Origin of the sequence: Pseudomonas sp. G2-4, assembly GCF_030064125.1 — a bacterium.
Lineage (GTDB): Bacteria > Pseudomonadota > Gammaproteobacteria > Pseudomonadales > Pseudomonadaceae > Aquipseudomonas.
This window is the reverse complement of the sequence record NZ_CP125957.1, coordinates 3069783-3091630: the sequence shown is the minus strand read 5'-3', so window position 1 is coordinate 3091630 and position 21848 is coordinate 3069783. Positions and strand designations below refer to the sequence as shown.

19 protein-coding genes are annotated in these 21848 nt (G+C 61.7%); 14 read left to right on the top strand and 5 right to left on the bottom strand.

The window, feature by feature from the left end; translation table 11 throughout:
- Positions 1-70 precede the first annotated feature (70 nt).
- Together QNH97_RS13255 and QNH97_RS13250 are read right to left on the bottom strand one after the other, a co-directional pair.
- A complete protein-coding gene (locus QNH97_RS13255; RefSeq protein WP_283557238.1) occupies positions 71-1255 on the bottom strand; it encodes a porin in 1185 nt (394 codons plus the stop codon).
- 362 nt (positions 1256-1617) lie between these two features.
- Positions 1618-2892 carry a glucarate dehydratase family protein gene (locus QNH97_RS13250; RefSeq protein WP_283557237.1) on the bottom strand — a complete coding sequence of 425 codons (1275 nt, stop codon included), beginning with the start codon at positions 2890-2892 and terminating at the stop codon, positions 1618-1620.
- A gap of 184 nt (positions 2893-3076) precedes the next feature.
- Here QNH97_RS13250 and QNH97_RS13245 point away from each other — a divergent pair, with 184 nt between their 5' ends.
- A complete protein-coding gene (locus tag QNH97_RS13245) occupies positions 3077-3973 on the top strand; it encodes a LysR family transcriptional regulator (protein WP_283557236.1) in 897 nt (298 codons plus the stop codon).
- Between the two features lie 314 nt (positions 3974-4287).
- Positions 4288-4722: a nuclear transport factor 2 family protein gene (locus QNH97_RS13240; protein WP_283557235.1), complete on the top strand. Its 435-nt coding sequence runs from the start codon at positions 4288-4290 to the stop codon at positions 4720-4722.
- Between the two features lie 180 nt (positions 4723-4902).
- On the opposite strand, the gene QNH97_RS13235 is transcribed toward QNH97_RS13240, so the two are convergent.
- Entirely contained in the window at positions 4903-5826 is a 924-nt protein-coding gene (locus QNH97_RS13235) for a LysR family transcriptional regulator (RefSeq protein ID WP_283557234.1), read from the bottom strand.
- A gap of 129 nt (positions 5827-5955) precedes the next feature.
- On the opposite strand from QNH97_RS13235, the gene QNH97_RS13230 reads away from it, so the two are divergent.
- Both QNH97_RS13230 and QNH97_RS13225 read left to right on the top strand, forming a co-directional pair.
- Positions 5956-6162, top strand: coding sequence for a tautomerase family protein (locus QNH97_RS13230; protein WP_025213530.1), 207 nt, complete (start codon positions 5956-5958; stop codon positions 6160-6162).
- A gap of 205 nt (positions 6163-6367) precedes the next feature.
- The gene (locus QNH97_RS13225; protein ID WP_283557233.1) at positions 6368-7102 is read left to right on the top strand and encodes an SDR family NAD(P)-dependent oxidoreductase; all 735 of its coding nucleotides are present in this window, start codon (positions 6368-6370) and stop codon (positions 7100-7102) included.
- A gap of 52 nt (positions 7103-7154) precedes the next feature.
- Here QNH97_RS13225 and QNH97_RS13220 read toward each other — a convergent pair whose 3' ends face one another.
- Both QNH97_RS13220 and QNH97_RS13215 read right to left on the bottom strand, forming a co-directional pair.
- Positions 7155-9284, bottom strand: coding sequence for a TonB-dependent siderophore receptor (locus QNH97_RS13220; RefSeq protein WP_283557232.1), 2130 nt, complete (start codon positions 9282-9284; stop codon positions 7155-7157).
- A gap of 611 nt (positions 9285-9895) precedes the next feature.
- Positions 9896-11293: an aminotransferase-like domain-containing protein gene (locus QNH97_RS13215; RefSeq protein WP_283557231.1), complete on the bottom strand. Its 1398-nt coding sequence runs from the start codon at positions 11291-11293 to the stop codon at positions 9896-9898.
- Between the two features lie 141 nt (positions 11294-11434).
- On the opposite strand from QNH97_RS13215, the gene QNH97_RS13210 reads away from it, so the two are divergent.
- From QNH97_RS13210 to QNH97_RS13165, 10 genes are all read left to right on the top strand, one after another.
- Positions 11435-12601, top strand: coding sequence for an MFS transporter (locus QNH97_RS13210; RefSeq protein ID WP_283557230.1), 1167 nt, complete (start codon positions 11435-11437; stop codon positions 12599-12601).
- A gap of 243 nt (positions 12602-12844) precedes the next feature.
- Positions 12845-13516 (top strand): GntR family transcriptional regulator, encoded by a 672-nt coding sequence (locus tag QNH97_RS13205; protein WP_283557229.1) that lies wholly within the window; start codon positions 12845-12847, stop codon positions 13514-13516.
- Positions 13517-13624: 108 nt separating this feature from the next.
- A complete protein-coding gene (locus QNH97_RS13200) occupies positions 13625-14557 on the top strand; it encodes a 4-hydroxyproline epimerase (RefSeq protein WP_283557228.1) in 933 nt (310 codons plus the stop codon).
- The gene (locus QNH97_RS13195; RefSeq protein WP_283557227.1) at positions 14554-15669 is read left to right on the top strand and encodes an NAD(P)/FAD-dependent oxidoreductase; all 1116 of its coding nucleotides are present in this window, start codon (positions 14554-14556) and stop codon (positions 15667-15669) included. The genes QNH97_RS13200 and QNH97_RS13195 overlap by 4 nt, the downstream gene beginning before the upstream one ends.
- Before the next feature lie 191 nt (positions 15670-15860).
- Positions 15861-16097, top strand: coding sequence for a 2Fe-2S iron-sulfur cluster-binding protein (locus QNH97_RS13190; protein WP_283557226.1), 237 nt, complete (start codon positions 15861-15863; stop codon positions 16095-16097).
- Positions 16094-17350, top strand: a complete 1257-nt coding sequence (locus QNH97_RS13185; RefSeq protein ID WP_283557225.1) for an NAD(P)/FAD-dependent oxidoreductase — start codon at positions 16094-16096, stop codon at positions 17348-17350. Before QNH97_RS13190 ends, QNH97_RS13185 begins: the two co-directional genes overlap by 4 nt.
- A gap of 259 nt (positions 17351-17609) precedes the next feature.
- Positions 17610-18359 carry an AraC family transcriptional regulator gene (locus tag QNH97_RS13180; RefSeq protein WP_283557224.1) on the top strand — a complete coding sequence of 250 codons (750 nt, stop codon included), beginning with the start codon at positions 17610-17612 and terminating at the stop codon, positions 18357-18359.
- Between the two features lie 221 nt (positions 18360-18580).
- Positions 18581-19399, top strand: coding sequence for an ABC transporter substrate-binding protein (locus tag QNH97_RS13175; RefSeq protein WP_283557223.1), 819 nt, complete (start codon positions 18581-18583; stop codon positions 19397-19399).
- A 10-nt stretch (positions 19400-19409) separates the two neighbouring features.
- Positions 19410-21188 (top strand): cis-3-hydroxy-L-proline dehydratase, encoded by a 1779-nt coding sequence (gene lhpI / locus QNH97_RS13170; protein WP_283557222.1) that lies wholly within the window; start codon positions 19410-19412, stop codon positions 21186-21188.
- The gene (locus QNH97_RS13165; protein WP_283557221.1) at positions 21181-21846 is read left to right on the top strand and encodes an amino acid ABC transporter permease; all 666 of its coding nucleotides are present in this window, start codon (positions 21181-21183) and stop codon (positions 21844-21846) included. Before lhpI ends, QNH97_RS13165 begins: the two co-directional genes overlap by 8 nt.
- Positions 21847-21848 lie beyond the last annotated feature (2 nt).

Below are 21848 nucleotides of genomic sequence, written 5' to 3'. Positions count from 1 at the left end.
AGATTCTTCAGGGCCGCTTCGCGCCCCAGCGGGAGCAAGCTCCCTCGCCACGGGGGAAGTGTGAGCGGCCTTACCAGGTCAACACCGCCCCCACCGCAAAGGTATCGGTGTCTTCGTTTTGCGCGCTGGTGTCGTGGCCGTCGATCTCGAACTGGTTGTATTCGGCCACGAGCTTGAGGTTGTCGTTGATGTCATGGAACAGCGCAATGCCGCGGGTTTCGTAATCGGCGCCGCTGCCCACCACGCCATTGCCGTCGTCTTCGGTCTTGCCGTAGGACAGCGCCAAGCGGTTCTTGCCCAGCTTGTAGGAACCCTGAAGCAGGTAGCCCTTGCTGTCGACATTGCGCAACGTGGCTTCGCCGGCGTTGTTGGTGAAGAACGGGTTGATGCCCTTGGCCTGGAACCCGGAGCCGGTGAGCGACAGTCCGCCCATCTTCGCCTGCACGCCATAACCCAGGCCTTTGGAGGTCACCGACTCGACCGTGGAGTCGGTGTTGTCAGAGGTCTGGTAGCTGCCGTTGAGCCAGCTGTAGATCTTCGCCCCGCCCAAGTCGAACTGGTAAGTGACCTCGCTCTCGGTGCGCGGGTTTTCCTGGTAGGCCTTGCCGGTGGCGCTGTTATCGTTGGTGTCCACCGGATCCATGATCCCCACCGCCACTCGCAACCCTTCCATCACCGGGGTGCGATAAGTGATCTGCGAAGTCGGGAACGGGTACGGATAGCCGCTGCCGATGTTGCCGAACGACACGCCACCGCCATCCACCAGCCCCAAGGTGTCGCTGACCTGCCCGTAACCGGCCAGCAGTTCATCGAGCAGGATGTTGGAGCGGGCGAACAGCCCGAAATCCTTACCGATCAACACCTCGCCCCACTCCGGGTTGGCAACGGTACCGTAGAACTGCCGCACATCGATGGCGGTGTCGGTGCCGTTGGTTTCGCTGTCGTTGATGGTCACCCAGAACGAGGCCCTGGCGCCGAGCTTGAGGTCATCGACCTGCTTGCCCATGTTGAAGCCCAGGTAGTTGGGCAAAAAGCCCATCTTGACCCGCGCCTGCCGCCGGTCGTACTGCTCCCCTGCCCGGTCCACATCACTGTTGACGTAAAAGGCGTTGATGTAGCCGTCAGTGGAAAAGGTGGTCTGGTCCTTGTCGTACAGCATGATTTCGGCTTGGGCCCAGGACGTCAGGCCCAGGGTCGAAAGACCGGCGATGACCGCAGGCAAAAAATGGTGGCGGGTATTTTTATTGTTGTGCATGGAGCGCTCCGCAACATGAGACGGGATGTCGGAGGCGATTATCGAAAGGCGCCAGGCCACGTCATACGCTGCCTTGGAGGCAATTGGCGGATGCTTTGGAAGCGCCGGCATGGCGCGGCAATTTGGGTGTAAGACGGCGATGCCGACGGGCGCGGTACTTTGGGTGTGGGCCGGTTGTCCTGCCAGTTAACCAATACCTGTGGGAGCGAGCTTGCTCGCGATGGCGGCGGATCATTCAACAGTGATGTTGGCTGACACACCGCTATCGCGAGCAAGCTCGCTCCCACAAGGCTCTTGAGCGGTAAGGATTTTAAGGAGAGCTTGCTCCCGCTGGCCTGCGCAGCAGGCCCCTCGCCGTTACTTCAAAACCTCGGCTTGACGGTTTTCCAGTCCGGCCGGTAACGCTGCATCTGCCGCACATCGTCGCGCTGGCGAATGCCGCAACTGAGAAACTGGTCATGCAGTTTGCCCAGTTGATCCCGATCCAGCTCCAAGCCAAGACCAGGCGCCCGGGTGATTTTCACGCAGCCATCGACAATCGGCAGCTTGCCGCCCTTGATCACTTCCTCATCCGGCTCCTGCCACGGGTAGTGGGTGTCGCAGGCATAGTCCAGGTTCGGTACCGCAGCCGCCACATGGGCCATGGCCATGAGGCTGATACCCAGGTGTGAGTTGGAGTGCATCGACACACCCAGGCCAAAGGTACTGCACATTTTCGCCAACGCCTGGGTGTCCCGCAGGCCGCCCCAGTAATGATGGTCCGCCAACACAATCTGCACGCTGTTCAGCGCCACGCTACGGCGGAACTCTACGAAATCGGTGACCACCATGTTGGTCGCCAGGGGCAGGCCGGTGCGTTTGTGCAGCTCGGCCATCCCCTCCAGCCCCGGTGTCGGGTCTTCGTAATATTGCAGGTCGTCGCCCAGCAATTCAGCCATGCGAATGGAGGTTTCCAGCGACCAGTTGGCGTTGGGGTCGATGCGCAACGGATAGCCGGGAAACGCCTGTTTCAGTGCCTTGATGCACGCCACTTCATGTTCCGGATCGAGGGCGCCGGCCTTGAGCTTGATGCTCTTGAAGCCGTAGTCCTGGATCATTCGCCGGGCCTGGGCGACGATTTGCTGTTCGTTGAGCGCCTCCCCCCAACTGTCTGCGGGATACGGCGAATCGATGTGCTCGGCATACTTGAAAAACAGATACGCGCTGAACGGAATTTCCTCGCGAATCGCGCCGCCCAGCAGGTCCACCAGCGGCACGTTCAGGTAATGGGCTTGCAGGTCCAGGCAGGCCACTTCAAACGCGGAGTAGGCATTGATCACCGCCTTGCTCGCATGGGAGCCCGGGGCCAATTCGGCACCGGCCGTGCTCGTTGGCTTTTGCGCAGCCACGGTGGCCTGGACGATGGCCCGCAACTGATTGAGGTTGAACGGGTCCAGGCCGATCAACTGGCTCTGGAGTTGCTGTTGGATCGCCAGGGCCGGCGCATCGCCATAGCTTTCTCCCAGGCCGATGTAACCGTTGTCGCTCTCGATCTCGATGATCGAGCGCAGTGCGAATGGCTCGTGGATACCGCTGGCGTTGAGCAAGGGTGGATCGCGAAAAGCGATGGGGGTGACGGTAACGCGTTTGATCTTCATACAAGTGCTCCCGATGGGCCAGGTTTCGAGGCTTGAGATTTTTCCCAAACAGGCCGCCCACAATGAAGCCCGTGGTCTGCTCCAGGAAACCGACAGCCGTGGGCGCGACAAGGGCGATGATGGACGGGGGGCATTGTTCCCGTCTAATCTAACTTGGCACTTGATTGATACCTGGATTGAATCAATGTTTGAGCTGGCCCAGTTGCGCTGCTTCACCACCGTGGCGACCGAACTCAACTTCCGTCGTGCCGCCGAACGCTTGAACATGACCCAGCCTCCATTGAGCCGGCAGATCCAACTGCTGGAACATCACCTGGGCGTGGAGCTGTTCACCCGCAGCACACGCAGCGTGGCACTCACCGCCGCCGGGCGGGCGTTTTTCATCGAAGCGCAGAACCTGCTGGAACAGGCGCAACAAGCCGCCATTGCCGCCCGGCGTTTCGCCCAGGGCGACATTGGTTCGGTGACCATCAGCTTCGTCGGCAGCGCGGTGTATGAGTTTTTGCCCAAGGTGATTGCCGAGGCGCGGCTGAAGCAGCCCCAGGTCAAAATCGTCCTGGCGGAGATGAACACTTACCAGCAACACGAGGCCTTGCGCGCCCGGCGCATCGACCTGGGCATCGTCCGCTCGCCGCTGCTGGAAACCGGCTATGCCACCGAATGCCTGGTGCGTGAACCCTTTGTCCTGGCGGTGCCCGCCGGGCATCCGCTGGCCAGTGCCGAGTCCGTGGGCGTGCAGGACCTGGATGGCCAACCGTTCCTCATGTATTCCCACGCCGCCTACCCGCCCTTCAACGAACTGCTCACCGGCATGCTCCGCTCGGCCCGGGTCGCACCGCAATTCGTGCAATGGCTGGGGTCGTCACTGACGATCCTGGCGTTGGTCAACGCCGGCATGGGCCTGGCGCTGGTGCCGCGTTGTGCCAGCAGCGTGGTGTTCAAGCAGGTGGTGTTCCGTGAGATCGACCTGGGCGAAGGGGTGCAGAGCGAGTTGCACCTGGTGTGGCGCCAGGACAACGACAACCCGGCGTTCACCATGTTGCTGGAAGGGATTCGCGGGGCGGTTCGCGAGGGATTTTGAATGCACCACTACGGCCCCCGTGGCGAGGGAGCTTGCTCCCGCTGGGCTGCGAAGCGGCCCCTCGAACCGGCACCGAGGTGTATCAGATTCATTGGAGTCGTCTTTTTTGGGGCTGCTGCGCAGCCCAGCGGGAGCAAGCTCCCTCGCCACCTTGTTGTCCATCCACCGATGTTCTTTTGACCAGGCCTGGTTGATTTCATAAGTGGCCCAACAGCAAGTCTATTCCCGTCGTCCTCGACAAGTTGTACGATGACCGATGAGCGTAGTCCAAACGCTCGTACGTTCCCGATACCTACAACAACAAGGAAATCCCCATGAAAAAAGCGACATTGATCGTCAGCTTCCTGTGCCTGTTCAGCGGCTACGCAGCGGCAGCCACGTCATCGGCCGAGCAGGAAGTGGCCCAGGCCGTCGATCACCTGACCCAAGCGATGCTGCACAAAGACATTCCGCAACTCCAGGCCCTGGCCGCCGAGAACCTGACCTACGGGCATTCCAGCGGGAACATCCAGGACAAGAAAGCCTTCATCGCCGACATCGAAACGGGCAAGAGCGCGTTCAAGACCCTGGAAATGAAGAACCAGAAAATCACTTTGTCCGGTGATGTAGCACTGGTGCGCCACCACTTCTCGGCCCAGGCGCTCAAGGGCACTGAAGTGGTCCCGACAGAAATCGAGAACTTCCAGATTTGGCAGAAGCAGAAGAATGGCAAGTGGTTGTTGATTGGTCGTCAGGCGTTTCGGTTCTAATCGCGATCTGATGGTTGGAAATCTCTGTGGCGAGGGAGCTTGCTCCCGCTGGGGCGCGCAGCGGCCCCGACAACGACCTGACAACTCGGTGTGTCAGGTCCATCCAGGGGACTGCTGCGCAGTCCAGCGGGAGCAAGCTCCCTCGCCACAGGGATGCCTTTTCAGCCCTGGCACCTTGTGTCAGGCCAAGGACCATTGCTCCCGGTACTCCAACAGGAAATCCACGAAGGCACGCACCCGTTGTGGCACATACCGGCCGTGGGGGTACAACAAGGTGAAGGGCCGTGACCGGCCACCGAACGGCTGCAACACTTCCACTAGGCGTCCATCTGCGAGTTCCTGTTCGACGATGAATCGATAGGTCTGGAACAACCCCGCACCGTGCTTCGCCAGCGTCACCCCGCCCAGCACATCATCCGAACAGCAATAGCTGCCCTGGCCAAATACCTCCTTCTCCTTGCCATCCACCTTGAACAACCAGGAAATCCGTCGCCCACTGCTGGGCAATTCGAACTGGATGCACTCGTGATCGTCCAGGTCTTCAAGGGTCTGCGGCGTGCCGGCCTTGCGCAGATAGTCGGGTGAGGCGACCACGGCCAGATTCGCATCTTCCAGCAACCTGGCGATCATCGAAGAGTCCGGCTGAGCCCGTACCCGGATGGCCAGGTCATAACCTTCGGCAACGAAGTCAATGTTTCGATTGCTCAAGTGGAGATCGACGCTGACTTGCGGATACAACGCCCGGAAAGCCGGCAGCAACGGCAGGATCCGGTGATGACCATAGGTGGTAGGCAGGCTGATGCGCAGTTGCCCGGCCGGCACCGATTGAGCACCCATCATTTCCTGTTGCGCCTCGACCAGTTGCGTCAACGCCTGCCGACATTGCTCGAAATAGGTCTTGCCGGCTTCGGTCAGGCGGATGCTGCGCGTGGTCCGCACAAACAGACGCGAGCCCAGGCGCTCCTCCAGGCGAAAGATCGAGCGACTCACCGCTGCCGGGGTAACGCCCGCCAGTTGAGCCGCTGCCGTGAAACTGCCTGCCTCCGCCGCCAGGCAGAACAGCTCTATGCTGCCCAATTGCAGGTCTTCGAAGTGACGTTTCATGATTCGTTACACCGCGTATCAACTGAAGATGCCAGATGCCTGTTTATCAGTCTGTGCCGTATAAATACAGTGGTCCTCGGCAGCGTGGGAATGTTCCTGCGCCCCATTTCCCAGCAGCAGGAGTGCAACATGCCTTTCGTCAATGTGCGTATTACCCGCGACGGCGTCACCCGTGAGCAGAAAGCCCAGGTGATTTCCGAAATCACCGAGACCCTCCAGCGCGTGCTGGGCAAGGACCCGCACTTGACCCATATCGTGATCGAGGAAGTCGATACGGATAACTGGGGGTATGCGGGAATGACGACCACGGAGTATCGAAGTCTTCCCAAGGAATAACGTTTACCCTGTACACGCCCGGTCCGATTGACCGGGTTTTTCATGCCCGGTGATTCCTCTGTGGCAGGTATCCATTAATTACACAAGGTATCAACTCAAGTACCAGAACCCCCATTTATCCAACCCAAGCGCATCAATACCCTGATCTCAACCAGCGCCCACCCGGGCGCAGCGGTTTCAACTCAACGTGATCAGGAGTCAAACCATGAGCATCAACAAAACCGTCATCATCACCGGCGCCTCCAGCGGCATCGGCCTGGGTCTGGTCAAGGCGTTTCTGGATCGGGGTTACAACGTGGTGGGCAATGCCCGTTCCAAGCCTGGCCTGGACGCTGCAGCGGCCCAGTTCGACCATCCGGGACGTTTCATCGGCGTGGCCGGTGATATCGCTGACCCAGCCACTGCAACCACGCTCATCACCCAAGCCATCGAGGCATTCGGGGCCGTGGATGGCCTGGTCAACAACGCCGGTTTCTTCCTGCCAAAACCCTTCGTTGAATACAGCCCCCAGGACCTGGATGCGCTGCTGGACACCAACCTCAAAGGCCTCGTCTACGCCAGCCAGGCCGCCGCCGCCCACATGATCAGCCGCCAACAAGGTTTCATCATCAATATCTCCGCTGCGGTGGCCCTGCAACCGAACATCCAGGTGCCGGCGGCCCTGCCGGTGTTGATCAAGGGTGGTGTAAACCAGATGACCCGCGCCCTGGCCCTTGAGTTGTCGCCTCATAACATCAAGGTCAACGCGGTGGCACCCGGCATCATCGACACACCGATGCACGACCCGGCAAACCGCGAGTTCCTCAACCACCTGGCCCCGGCCGGTCGGGTCGGCACCATCGAGGAAATTGCCGAAGCGGTGCTGTACCTCGCGGGCGCTGGTTTCACCACCGGCGCGGTATTGCCGGTGGATGGAGGGATGAGTTCGGGCAAGTGGTGAAAAAGAAAAACCCCGGAGGCAGAACCTTCGGGGTTTTCATGAGGCGTTGGACTCAGAGCGTGTAGGAAATACCGGCCTGCACGGTCCGCGGTGCGCCTGGATAGGCGTAGACGCCACCAAACGCGCCTTCCTCATAATCGGCGTCGAACAGGTTTTTCAAGTCCAGGTTGAGGCGAATCCGCTCGTTGACCTTGTAGTAGCCGAGCAGGTCCACAACCGTGTAGCTGTCCATGGAAAACGGATTGGCGCCCATCTTCCCGGCCCGCTCATCCACGTACTTGGCCCCAAGCCCCAAGCCCAGCCCTTTAAGGCCTCCGTCTTGGAATTCGTAGACGTTCAACAGGCTGAAGCTATTCCTTGGTACGTTGAGCAGACGGCTACCCTTCTCGAAGGTGTTGTCCTTGATCACTTCAGCGTCCACATAAGCGTAGCCGCCGATCATGCGCCATTCCGGCGTCAGATTTCCCGCCACGTTCAGGTCAAAGCCACGACTGCGTACTTCACCGGCGGCCACATTCAGTGTTGCGTCCTGTGGATCCGGGGTCAGCACATTGCGTTTTTCGATCTGGTACACCGCCGCATCCACGCTCAACTGACGATCCAGCGCTTCCCACTTGATACCCATTTCATAAGATTTGCCCTCTTCCGGCTTGAATCCGCCCCCCTGGCTACTGCGACCGGTGTTGGGTTTGAAAGAACGAGCCGTGTTTGCATAGACAGCCACCGTGTCGGTCAGGTCGTAAATCACTCCCAGGCGCGGAGTGACTGCGTTGTGGCTGGCATCCCAGTCTCCATTCTGGGTAGCGAAATTCTCGTACTTATGCTCAAACCGCTCGAAGCGCGCTCCCGCCAACACCTTCAACCGCTCGGTAAGCGCCACCTGATCCTGGATGAACACACCCAACGTCTTGAGATTTTCCTGGTCGTGGGTGGGGGTGCGGGTCAGCGGCGGGCGTGGCTGGCCATACACCGGATCGAAGATATCGATCGGGTAGGCACCGTTCCCAGGCGCCGAACGTTGAATGATGGATTGGTAGTCGTAGTCTTCGTACTCAATACCGGTCAACAGCGTGTGCTCGAAGCCTCCGGTGGAGAAATGCCCGGTAAGGTTGAGTTGAGTGTCCCGGTCGGTCCACTCCAGTTTGCGATAGTTGAAGTTGCGGCCCAGGGTACGTCCATCGGCAGCGATGCCGTTGCCTTCGACCGCATTGCCTTGCAACGAGCCATCGAGCCACTGGGTACCGCCGGCCAGGGTCCAATCTTCGTTGAGCATGTGTTCGAAACGCACCTGCAGCATGTTGTTGTCGTTGTGCAGTTTGCCGGCGTCTTTTTCGCCGAAGAACGTATCGCGCGAAGCGGTGCCGCGCTGGCCGGCGTAATGGGTCAAGCCTCGGTCCAGCGGCGCATTGTTGCGCATGAAGTCGCCTTCGAAGGTCAGGCGCGTGGTGTCGTTGACCTGCCAGGTCACCACTGGCGCGACGCCATAACGCTCGGTCTCGACGTGGTCGCGAAACGTGTCGCCACCCTCGCCGATCACGTTCAGCCTATAAGCCAGGCGCCCTTCTTCGTCCAGTGGGCCGGACGCGTCCAAGGTACCGCGACGCATCCCCTGGTCGCTGACCTGGCTGCCCAGGGTCACCGTGCGCTCGGCCAACGGTTGCTTGGACACGATGTTGAAGGTACCGCCCGGGTCGCCACGGCCGTACAGCATGGTCGCGGGGCCGCGCAGGACCTCCAAGCGCTCGATGGTGTTGGCGTCGGGCATGTTCGGGTAGCCACGGTTGATCGGGAAACCGTTGCGGTAAAACTCACCGGTGGTGAAGCCGCGCACGGTGAACGTGGTCAGGCCCTGGCCGCCAAAGTTATTGGCCCGGCCTACCCCGCCGGCGTAATCAAGAGCATCTTGCAGGCGCGTAGCACCGAGGTCTTCGACCACGTCGCGGGATACTACGGAAATGGATTGTGGGGTTTCATGGATCGCCGTGTCGGTACGGGTGGCGCTGGCTGATCGGGTGGCGTGGTAGCCCTTTACCGGTCCCTGTGCTGATTCGTAGTCTGAAGCGCCGACGATATCCGTGGCTTGCAGCTCAAGGGATGCCGGCTTGGCAGGGATTGGCTCTTCGGCCCAGGTGGAAGCGGAATAAGCCTGGAGCATACACAGTGAAACGAGAATCCGACGCATCGATGCACAATCCTACTGGAAAAAAGCCTCCGCATTGGAGGCTGACAGAATGTGTCGGAAAAGATACAGCAACTCATTAACGTTTGACATAAATTCCCATTAACGCTGGTTTTTTTGCTCTTTTTGGGGATAGGTTCGTGTGTATATCCGTTGCTGCAGTAACGACCACTGGCGGTCCCGCCCTTACGGCGGGTCACTTTTGAGAGGCCTGCGCGGCCCGGAGAAAAGTAAGCAAAAGGCTCTTGCCCCACCACTCGGTGCCTCGCCTAGGCTCGGCATGCCCTCACTTCGGCCAGCGTGGTTTAACAGCGCGCCCCAGATCAACGCCAGACGAGACGGCCTTATAGCCGGCCTGGCTTAGAGTGAACGCGTTCCTCCTGTGGGAGCGAGCCTGCTCGCGAAGGCGATGTCACTGTCGATGAAAATATTGAATGGGCTGGCCTCATCGCGAGCAAGCTCGCTCCCACATGGATTTGTGGAGGCTTACGGCATCTGCACACGACACAAAAACCTGTGGGAGCGAGCTTGCTCGCGATAGCGGTGGTTCAGCCACATGGATACTGGAGGTTTCCTGCTGTTGCTGTTGAAACGAAATCAAAAATTGCCCATCGCTACAACACTGACACCGCCCCAATCGACTCCTGTGCAACCCGCTGGAAAAACCTCTGCGCCCGAACATCCTGGGTATATGCCACGTTCAACCGCAGCCAATCGCACACCTCCCCCTGCGGCAGGAACGTCGAGCCCTGGGACAGTTGGATATGCAGCTCCCGCGCAATCTGCTGCACCTGCCGTGCATCGAGCTGTCGAGGTCTGGCCCAGATAAACAGCCCTCCCGTCGGCTCGGCGAAGACCTCCCAGTGCGCCGGGCTCAACTGGCGAAGCGTACTCGCCATTTGCTTGTTCAGGCGCTGGCGCAAGCGTTGGATCAACTTGCGATACGACCCATTGGCCAACAACGTCGCCACCACGTTTTCGGCCAGCAACGAACAACCGATGCCGGTCACCATCTTGACTTCGGCCAGGCGGTTGATGATCTCGGGCTGGGCGACCACATAACCGACGCGCAACGAGCTGGACAGCGTCTTGGAAAAACTCGCCAGGTAGATCACCCGATCCAGGGCGTCCAGGGTCGCCAGGCGTGACGTCGGGCCATTCTGGAAATCGGCATAGATGTCGTCCTCGATGATCCGAAAATCATGGGCCGTGGCCAGTTGCAGCAAACGGTAGGCCACGCTCGGCGCCAGGCTGGTGCCGGTGGGGTTCTGGTACATGCTGTTGATGAAGAAATACGCGGGTTTGTGCTCCCCCAGCAGTCGTTCCAGGCTGGCGATATCCGGACCTTGGGCGGTTCGGGGTACGGCCAGGGTCTTGACCCCGTGCAGCTTCAGCAGGTTGAACAGATTGTAGTAACCGGGGCTTTCCACCAACACCAGGTCACCGGGCTTGAGGAGCGTTCGCACCAGCAGATCAAGGCCGTGGCTGGCGCCTTGGGTGGTGATGATTTGTTCTGGATCGACGTGAATGTCGATCAGGCCCAGGCGTTTTTGGATGTGCAGGCGCAAGTGAGCGGAACCCAGCGGGGTGCTGTAGTTGAACAACGCGTGGTTATCACTGCGTACGACCTGACGAATAGCCTGGCCCAGGTCCGTGTCGTCACGCCAGGCATCGGGCAACCAGCCACACCCCAGCTTGAGTTGCGCCGATTCATTATCGAATAGCGACCATGCGGCCGTGTCCGATTCAATACCCGGCGCCCGGGGCTGGGATAACTGCTGTGCCACGAAAAAGCCCGATCCGTGGCGGGACTCCAGGACGCCGCTGGCCACCAGTTGGTCATAGGCCTTGATTACGCTCGACAGGCTCAGGCCATTTTCCTGGGCCAATTGACGGATAGAGGGCATGCGCGCGCCGGGGCGGATGCCGTGGGACTGTATCCAGCCCATGACGTGGGTCACCAACTGCCGGATCACGGGCTCGGCAGCGTTGCGATCAATGTTCAGGTCCACGGCACGCGCTCTCGGCTAAGTGTTCTCGAATTTCGAGCGAACAGTTAAGCACAAATGGCCTCGGGCTGTTCCTTGTTTGCGCTGGGCCTGCACGTGATAGTCCTCCTGGACTTCACTCAAGCCCCCCAGAAAGGAACACCTTTGAACCCACAGCATCGACATTCCTGGGGACTGGCTTTCGGCCTTTGCCTGATCACCCTGGCGGTCAACCTGCAGGCGCCGCTGTACACCACTTATGCGCAGTTGTCCGGCTACGGCGCCGGGGCCACGGCGGTGGCGTTTTCCGGTTATGTGCTGGGCGTGTTGCCGGTGCTGCTGGCCTTCGGCGGGCTGGCCGACCGGGTGGGACGCAAGCCATTGATCCTGATCGCCCTGGGCCTGTCGATGCTGGCAACCGTGGTGACGTTGCTCTGGCCGAATCTGGTGGCGCTGGGTGTGGCGCGGTTGATGATGGGGGTCGGTACGGGATTGGCCTCGGCTACGGCGACAGCCTATATGACTGAACTCATGGCAACTGGCGACGCCCGCTCACCGGCCAACCGCGTCACTGCCAGCACCTCCCTGGGTTTTGGCCTGGGCGCGGCATTGACCAGTCTATTTCTGGCTGCCCATCACAGCGTCACACCTGGCAGCTTCTGGTTGCAGCTGATGTTGGCCGCCACGGCCATCGTCGTGGTCTGGCGGCTACCGGACCCGGCGGCGAAACTCAAAACCGCGCCGCTGTTGCGCTTGCCCTTGTTTCCCGCCGGCAGCCTGCCCTACAGTTTTTCCATGCTGTTGGCCTGGGCGACCTCGGGCCTGGTCATCGCCATACTGCCTTCGGTGCTGGCGACCCATGATTTGCAGCAGTGGTCCGGCCTGTCGACCTTCACCGTGATCAGCTGCGGGCTGATCTTTCAACCCTGGGCTCGTCGCCTGCAACCGGCCCGGGCCACTGGCTTGGGGCTGTTGATCCTGCCTTTGAGCTATGGGTTGCTGGCCTGGGGGGCAAGCGTCGGCTCCCTGGCCGCCGTATTGCTTGGCGCGTTGGGCGCCAGCAGCGCGTGCTATGGCTTTTTGTACCTGGGCGGATTGTCAGCCGTCACGGCCATGGCCGGCATGGAAAAGGCCCGGGTCAGCGCGGGATTCTTCCTGTTCGCCTATGTCGGGTTCAGCATCCCGGTGGTGGTGACTGGGTTACTGGCGGATTATTTCGGCGCGGATGTGGCGTTGATATTGTTTGGCGTGGCGCTGGCTGTCGGGGCTTGCATCACTGGGTTAATCATCGTTCGGACGCCGGCCTACATGACTTATCTGTCCCACGGCTGAACACCGAACCTGTGGCCAACACCGAACCTGTGGCGAGGGAGCTTGCTCCCGCTGGGCTGCGCAGCAGCCCCCCGGATTAGGCTGACACACCGAGTTGTCAGCTGGTTGTCGGGGCCGCTTCGCGCCCCAGCGGGAGCAAGCTCCCTCGCCACAAGTGGGTTCGACCTGACGACTCATAGCCCCAACGACCATCCCGGCAAAGTCGTATACCATATCCCCACCTCAGCCGAACGACCTGCCGCCGTGACTTTATCCAAGTTCAATCTGCCTGACCTGGGCAACACCCCATCCACTTCGGAGATCATCACCCGCCACCTGCGCGATGCCATCGTCGCCGGGCACTTCGCCGAGGATGAGCCGATTCGCCAGGATGACATTGCCCGTCAGTTCAACGTCAGCAAGATTCCCGTGCGCGAAGCCCTCAAGCGCCTGGAAGCCGAAGGATTGGTGATGTTCCAGCGCAATCGCGGGGCGATGGTCACGCGTATTTCCGAAGTGGAGCTGGCGCAGATGTTCGAGGTGCGCATGCTGCTGGAAGACAAAGTCCTGCGCCTGGCGATTCCGAACATGACCGAAGAGACCTTCGCCCGGGCCGAAGGCATCTGCCAGGAGTTCATCGGTGAAGATGACGTCGGTCGCTGGGCCGAACTCAATTGGCAACTGCACGCCTGTCTGTACGAACCGGCACAGCGGCCCTTCCTGGTGAGCTTGATCCGCTCGGTCCATGACAAACTGGAGCGTTATTTGCGCATGCAGATGAGTCTCTCGGCGGGTAAGGATCGTGCCGATCACGAGCATCGGGAAATCATCAAGGCTTGCCGCGCCGGGGATGTTGAACGTGCGGTGGGTCTGCTGGACGAACACATCGCCGGGGTCTGCAAGACGCTGTTCGAGTTCCTGCCTTCCAGCCATTGAAACGAGGCTGTGCCGATTTCGTCATGAGCAACAGATAAATCCATCAAGCCGCCAACCCCCTGCGCGAGCCACGCTTACCGTCACTCACCTGAACGGACGTGGCCCTCCATGAAACGCATCACCGTGATCGATTCCCATACCGGCGGCGAACCGACCCGTCTGGTGACCGATGGTTTTCCTGACTTGGGCCAGGGCAGCATGGCCGAGCGTAGGCAGCGTCTGGCCGAACAGCATGATGCCTGGCGCACCGCCTGTGTGCTGGAACCTCGAGGCAGCGATGTACTGGTGGGGGCACTGCTCTGTGAACCGGTCGACCCGAGTGCCTGTGCCGGGGTGATCTTCTTCAACAACAGCGGCTACTTGGGCATGTGCGGCCACGGCACCATCGGCCTGGTGGCGTCACTGGCCCACCTGGGCAGGATCGGCCCCGGCGTGCACAGCATCGAAACCCCGGTGGGCACGGTACAGGCGACCTTGCATGACGATCATTCGGTCAGCGTGCGCAACGTACCGGCTTACCGTTATCGCCAGGCGCTGCGCCTGGAGGTGCCCGGCCTCGGCCCGGTGGTGGGCGACGTGGCCTGGGGTGGCAATTGGTTTTTCTTGATCGCCGAGCATGGCCAGCGCGTGGCGGGCGATAACCTCGACGCGCTGACCGCCTACACCTACGCCGTGCAGCAGGCCCTGGAACAGCAAGGGTTTCGTGGCGACGACGGCGGCCTGATCGACCACATCGAACTGTTCGCCGATGACCCTCACGCCGACAGCCGTAACTTCGTGCTCTGCCCCGGCAAAGCCTATGACCGCTCCCCTTGCGGCACCGGCACCAGCGCCAAACTGGCCTGCCTGGCCGCTGACGGCAAACTACAACCCGGGCAGATCTGGCGCCAGGCCAGTGTCATTGGCAGCGAGTTCGAAGGATCCTATGAACGCTCAGGCGAGCGCATCGTGCCGACCATCCGTGGCCGCGCCTACATCAGCGCCGAAACCACGCTGATCATCGATGCGGATGATCCGTTCGCCTGGGGCATTCGTTCGTGAACCAGGGCCCTGTCGCCGACGTGATCGTCATCGGCGCGGGCATCATCGGTGCCGCCTGTGCCCAGGCGTTGGCCCAACGGGGCTTGAAGGTGTTGGTGCTGGATGCCGGCTGGCATGGTGCTACGGCGGCTGGCATGGGCCATCTGCTGGTGCTGGATGACAATCCGGCGGAACTGGCCCTCAGTCAATACTCCTTGCAACGCTGGCGCGAGCTGGCCCCGGCCCTGCCCAAAGGTTGCGCCTGGCGCAACAATGGCACCCTCTGGCTAGCGGCCAATGCCGAGGAGATGGCGGTGGCCCACAGCAAGTACCTGAACCTGCTGGCCCATGGCGAAGCCTGTGAACTGATCGGCCACGCCACCCTGCGCCAGCGTGAACCCGAGCTGCGCGAAGGCCTGGAGGGCGGGCTGCTGATCAAGGGCGACGGCATCCTGTATGCCCCGGCTGCCGCTCGCTGGATGCTGGAGACGGCCAATATTCGTCAGCAGCGCGCCCGGGTCAGTGAAGTAGACGGCCAGCGCGTGCGCCTCGACAACGGGCGCTGGTTAAGCGCCGAGGCGGTGGTGCTCGCCAATGGCATCCAGGCCACCGAGCTGTGCCCGGAGCTGCCCATCGAACCGAAAAAAGGCCACCTGTTAATCACTGATCGCTACCCCCCCACGGTCACCCATACCTTGGTAGAGCTGGGTTATGTCACCAGCGCCCATAACGCCAGCGGCCCGTCGGTGGCGTGCAATATCCAGCCTCGTCCAACCGGGCAATTGTTCATCGGTGCCTCCCGGCAGTTCGGCACCCTTGATCCGCAGGTGGAAGGCTGGATGCTGGCGAAGATGCTCAAGCGCGCCGTGGACTACATGCCCGGGTTGGCGCAACTCAACGGCATCCGCGCCTGGACCGGCTTTCGCGCCGCCAGCCCCGACGGTCTGCCACTGGTGGGGCAGCATCCGCAACGCCAGGGCTTGTGGCTGGCAGTCGGTCACGAAGGCCTGGGTGTCACAACGGCACCCGCAACGGCTGACTTGCTGGTCGCGCAACTGTTCAACGAAACCTCACCGCTTGCCCCTCAAGCTTACCTGCCACAGCGATTCCTCGGAGAACCGGCCCATGCCTGAAGCCCGACACAACCCCTTGTGGCGAGGGAGCTTGCTCCCGCTGGACTGCGCAGCAGTCCCCTGGATTGGCCTCACACACCGAGTTGTCAGATCGTTGTTGGGGCCGCTGCGCGCCCCAGCGGGAGCAAGCTCCCTCGCCACAGGATCGGTGTTTCTCCCTGACATTCGCCTAACCAACGGGTATTGGCTCCATGCCTGAATTATTCCTCGACGGCCATCCCCTGTCGGTCGCCAACGGCACCAGCGTCGCGGCGGCATTGGCCTTGGGTGCGGACGGTTGCAGCCGCACGTCCGTCAGCGGCCAGCGCCGCGCGCCCCTGTGCGGCATGGGCATCTGCCAGGAATGCCGAGTGATGATCAATGGCCGACGACGCCTGGCTTGCCAGACGTTGTGCAGCGATGGCATGCAGGTGCAAACCCGACCATGAACGAAACCACCGACCTGCTGATCATCGGAGCCGGCCCCGCTGGCATGGCCGCCGCCCTGGCGGCGGCAAGCAGCGGCGCACGTATCGTGCTTCTGGACGACAACCCGCTGCCGGGCGGGCAGATCTGGCGCGACGGTCCCCAGGCCAACCTGCCCGACGAAGCTCGACGCCTGCGGGATCGACTGCATGCCTGCGCCAACGTACGCTGCCACGCTGGCACCCGAGTGATTGCCTGCGCCACAGACACCACCCTGCTAGTGGAAGATGCCGAGCGCAGTTGGCAGATCACCTATGACCGTTTGATCCTCTGCACCGGCGCCCGTGAATTGTTGCTGCCCTTCCCCGGTTGGACGCTGCCCGGTGTAACCGGGGCAGGCGGCTTGCAGGCGCTGATCAAGGGAGGCTTGCCGGTGCGCGGCGAGCGCCTGGTGATCGCTGGCAGCGGCCCCTTGCTGCTGGCCAGTGCCGCCACGGCGAAGCATCAAGGCGCGCAGGTATTGCGGATCGCCGAGCAAGCCAGTCGGGTCAACGTGGTCGGTTTCGCCGCGCAATTGCCTCGCTGGCCGGGCAAGTTTTTCCAATCATTCAGTTTGTTCGACCACCATTACCGCACCGACACCCACGTGCTGGAGGCGCTGGGCCGCGAGCGCCTCGAGGGCGTGCGCTTGCTGCAGCAAGGCAAGACGATTGAACTGGCCTGCGACCGCCTGGCCTGTGGCTTCGGGCTGATTCCCAATACCCTGCTCGGTCAGGCCCTGGGCTGTGCCCTTGAAAATCGGGCGCTGGCGGTTGACGTCTGGCAAGCGACCAGCCGCCGAGAACATTACGCCGCCGGTGAATGCACCGGTTTCGGCGGCAGCGAACTGGCCCTGGTGGAAGGCGCCATCGCCGGCCACGCCGCGGTCGGCAATACCGCAGCCGCTCAACGCCTATGGCCTCGCCGCGCACGCTGGCAGGATTTCGCCCAGGCGCTGAATACGGCTTTCGCCCTCGACGCACGACTCAAGGCCCTGGCCCGCGCCGACACACTGGTCTGCCGTTGCGAAGATGTACCGTATGGCGAACTGGCCGGCCATGAAAACTGGCGCGAAGCGAAGCTGGCAAGCCGCTGCGGCATGGGCGCTTGCCAAGGCCGAGTGTGCGGCGCCGCGCTGGACCATCTGTTCGGCTGGTCGTCACCCACACCACGCCCACCCTTCAGCCCGGCACGGATTGAGACCTTGCTGAACCTGGAAGAAACCCCGCCCATTTGAACCGCACCGAGACTCTACCGTGGGAGCGAGCCTGCTCGCGAAAGCGGGGCTCAGCTTGCACCGATTTTGAATGTGCCGACGCCATCGCGAGCAGGCTCGCTCCCACATTGTGTTCTGCGGTGTCTACTCAACTGGCATCCGTCGCGAATACCTGTGGGAGCGAGCTTGCTCGCGATGACGGCGTGACAGACACCTCATCTTCGATTGACACTCCACTATCGCGAACACCCTCGCACCCATAAAAAGGCGATGCAGGACCATGTACCCCACGCTCACCTCCTTCGCCCCCTGCGACCTGGACACCCTGCTGCGCAGCCTGCAACCCATCGCACCGCTGCTCGACACCCTCTCGGACGTGGTGTTTTTCATCAAGGACAATCAAGCCCGCTACGCCTTCGTCAACCAGACCCTGGCCCGGCGCTGTGGCTTCAAGCACAGCGGTGAGCTGCTGGGCCTCACGGCTGAGCAGGTGTTCCCCGAGCGCTTTGGCCCGCTGTACACCGAACAGGATCGACGGGTACTGGCCAGCGGCCGGGAACTGGCCGACCAACTCGAGCTGCACCTGTATTACGGCAACCAGCCGGTGTGGTGCCTGACCCACAAACTTGCGCTGTACGAACCGAGCGGGCAGATCGTCGGCCTGGCCGGTATTTCCCGTGACTTGCAGCTGCCCCAATCCAATCACCCCGCCTTTCAAAAACTGGCAGCGGTGGATGCCCATATCAAAAATCACTTCGCCCGCCCCATCAGCCTTGCCGAACTGACCGCCATCGCCGGGTTATCGGTGGCCCAGTTGGAGCGGCACTGCAAACGCATCTTCCAGCTCACGCCCCGGCAGATGATTCACAAGGCGCGGCTGGAAGAAGCCTCGCGATTGTTACTGGACTCGGAGTTGCCCATCACAGAAATCGCTTTGCGTTGCGGTTACACCGATCACAGCGCCTTTAGCCGTCAGTTTCGCGCCTTGACCAGTCTGTCCCCTAGTCAATATCGCGAGAATCAGCGCTGACGCTTGTTCCCTATTGGGGCGTTGGCGCCTGCGGCTGCTCCCATCTGTAACACCCTGAGCCAGGATCCCCGCTGACTAGCCTGTCACGGTCTCGAATCGAAGCCTCTATATCAGCCCTCTGCCGAATGACCACCAAACAGGCACGCCGATTGCTTATCTAATATCGTATACGAAATCCTCAATACGATATCTCACCGCATTTATTCGACAGCGAGGCATTTATGAAGAACCCTGCACTGGCCGTAGCCCTCAGCATTGTCCTTACCCCCTTATTCATCGCAACCGCCCACGCCGACAAGCTCGACGACATCATCGGCTCCGGCAAACTGCGCTGCGCCGTGACCCTGGACTTCCCGCCCATGGGCTTTCGCGACGAAAGCAACAAACCGGCAGGTTTTGATGTGGATTATTGCCACGATCTGGCGAAGGTGCTCGGCGTGGACGCCGAAGTGGTAGAAACGCCTTTCTCCGACCGGATCCCCGCGCTATTGTCCGGCCGCGCCGATGTCATCGTCGCCTCCACTTCCGACACCCTGGAGCGGGCCAAGACGGTCGGCCTGACCGTGCCCTACTTCGCCTTCCAGATGGTCGTGCTGACCCGCGACAACACAGGTATCAACAGCTACGCCGACCTCAAGGGCAAAGCCCTGGGCAACACCAGTAGCACCTACGAAGCCATCGCCTTGGAGAAAGACCAGAAGAGTTGGGGCAGCGGCAGTTTCCGTGCCTACCAATCGCAGAACGACACCCTGCTGGCCGTCGCCCAGGGGCACATCGATGCAACGGTGGTGACCAACACCGTGGCGGCCGCAACCATCAAGTCGGGTAAGTACAAAGGCTTGAAGATCGCCGGTGACGCGCCTTACGTCATTGACTACGTATCCCTCGGGGCCAAGCGCAGCGAATACGGCCTGCTCAACTACCTCAACCTCTTCGTCAACCAACAGGTGCGTACCGGCCGGTACAAGGAACTGTTCGTCAAATGGGTCGGCACCGACATCCCGCCGGCCAACCTGACCGTGCCGCAGGTTTATTACTGAGGATCGCGGCATGCCAAGCACACCTGTCCGTGTGAAAGGCCGCAGCCTGGTGGAGGGTGCCGCCCAGGGCACCCTGTTGTTCGCCGACGTGGGCCTGAGTTTCTGGGGCGGGGTTGACCCGGCCAGCGGCGAGGTCATCGACCGGCACCACCCGTTGAGCGGCGAACGCCTGGCCGGACGTGTGCTGGCGATTCCCGGCGGACGCGGCTCCTGCACCGGTAGCAGCGTATTGATGGAACTGATCAGCAACGGCCACGCCCCCGCCGCCCTGGTGCTGGCCGAAGCCGATGAAATCCTGACCCTGGGCGTGCTGGTGGCGCAGGTGATTTTCCAACGCTCCCTGCCGGTGTTGTGCGTGGGGCACGAGGCGTTCGACAGGCTGCGCGGCCAAGGCTTTGTGCGGCTCGAAGGCGACAGTCTGACCTTGTCGGGCCGGCGGCCCAACGATCATTGGCATGGGTCGAACGTGCCCTTGCAGCCGTCCATGCCATCCACTGTCAGCCTCACCGAACAGGATCGGGCGCTGCTCGACGGCGCCCACGGCAAGGCGGCGCAAATCGCGATGCAGATCGTCCTGCGCATGGCCGACATCCAGGGCGCCACGCAGCTGCTGGACGTGACCCAGGCCCACATCGACGGCTGCATCTACACCGGCCCGGCCAGTCTGCGCTTTGCCGAACAACTGGTGCAGTGGGGCGCCAAGGTGCGCGTGCCCACCACCCTCAACGCCATTTCCGTGGACCAGCGCCGCTGGCGGGAACTGGGTGTCGATCCGGCCCTGGGCGAGCCAGCCAGCGCCTTGGGCGATGCCTACATGGCAATGGGCGCACAACTGAGTTTCACCTGCGCGCCCTACCTGCTGGATACCGCACCCAAGGCCGGCGAGCAGATCGTCTGGGCCGAATCCAACGCGGTGGTCTACGCCAACAGTGTCTTGGGGGCTCGCACGCAGAAGTACCCGGATTTCCTGGATATCTGCATTGCGCTATGCGGGCGGGCGCCGTTGACCGGCTGTCATCTCGACGACCAGCGCAAGGCCAGACTGACCATAGACGTACCGGGGTTGGATCGCGTGGACGACAGCTTCTATCCGTTGCTGGGCTACCACATCGGCAGCCTGACAGGCCGTCGGATCCCGCTGATACGCGGCCTGGAACACGCCGCCCCGACCTTGGACGACCTCAAGGCCTTCGGCGCCGCGTTCGCCACCACCAGCGCCGCGCCGTTGTTCCACATTGCCGGGGTGACGCCGGAAGCCCTCGACTCGGACGATGTCGTGGAGGCCGGTATCAGCCTGCCGAAGGAAACTGTCGACGCCACCGGCCTGCTCGTTAGTTGGCGCGAGCTCAACAGCGCCCGAGACAACCATGTGGATGTGATCTCTCTGGGCAATCCGCATTTCTCCCTCAGCGAATTCGCCGCCCTGGCGACCCTTTGCGCAGGCCGGATCAAACACCCGGACGTGGTGCTGGCGATTACCTGCGGCCGGGCTGTGCTGGAACAAGCCCGCCATGCCGGCCACCTCACAGCCATCGAGGCGTTCGGCGCGGTGCTGGTGACTGACACCTGCTGGTGCATGTTGGGCGAGCCGGTGATCCCGCCTCACGCCACCACCCTGATGACCAACTCCGGCAAGTACGCCCATTACGCACCGGGCCTGGTCGGTCGCGGCGTGCACTTTGCCAGCCTCGCTGAATGCGTCGAGGCCGCGTGCACCGCCACGGCCAGCGGCCAGCCGCCAATATGGCTGCAACCCACCGCCCGCACGGAGAGCCCCACCCATGTTTGACTACAGCTTCCAATGGCGCCCGGCCCTGCGCGCCCTACCCGACATGCTCGCCGGGGCCTGGGTAACCTTCGAGACCGCCGCCTTGTCGATGATCTTCGGTGTGTTGATCGCCCTGGTGCTGACGGTGATGCGCCAGGCGCGCAACCCATTTCTACGCGGCGTGGGCAACGGTTGGGTCTCCATCGCTCGCAACACGCCGTCGTTGTTCCAGATCTACATCCTCTACTTCGGCCTCGGCTCCCTCGGGCTGCATGTCAGTTCCTGGCTGGCATTGCTGGCCGGGATCACCTTCAACAATGCCGGTTACCTGGCGGAAAATTTTCGTGGCGGCCTCAAGGCTGTGCCGAACACGCAAATGCGTGCGGCTCGCTCCCTGGGGATGAGCGCTTTCCAGGCCTACCGGATGATCATCGTCCCGCAGCTGTTGCGCATCGTGTTCTACCCGCTGACCAACCAGATGGTCTGGGCGGTGTTGATGACCTCCCTGGGCGTGGTGGTCGGCCTGAACAACGACCTCACCGGCGTCACCCAGGAATACAACGTCAAGACGTTCCGCACCTTCGAATACTTCGCCCTCGCGGCGGTGCTGTATTACCTGATCGCCAAGCTGATCGTCGGGCTCGCCCGGTTGTTGTCTTGGCGCCTGTTCCGTTACTGAGG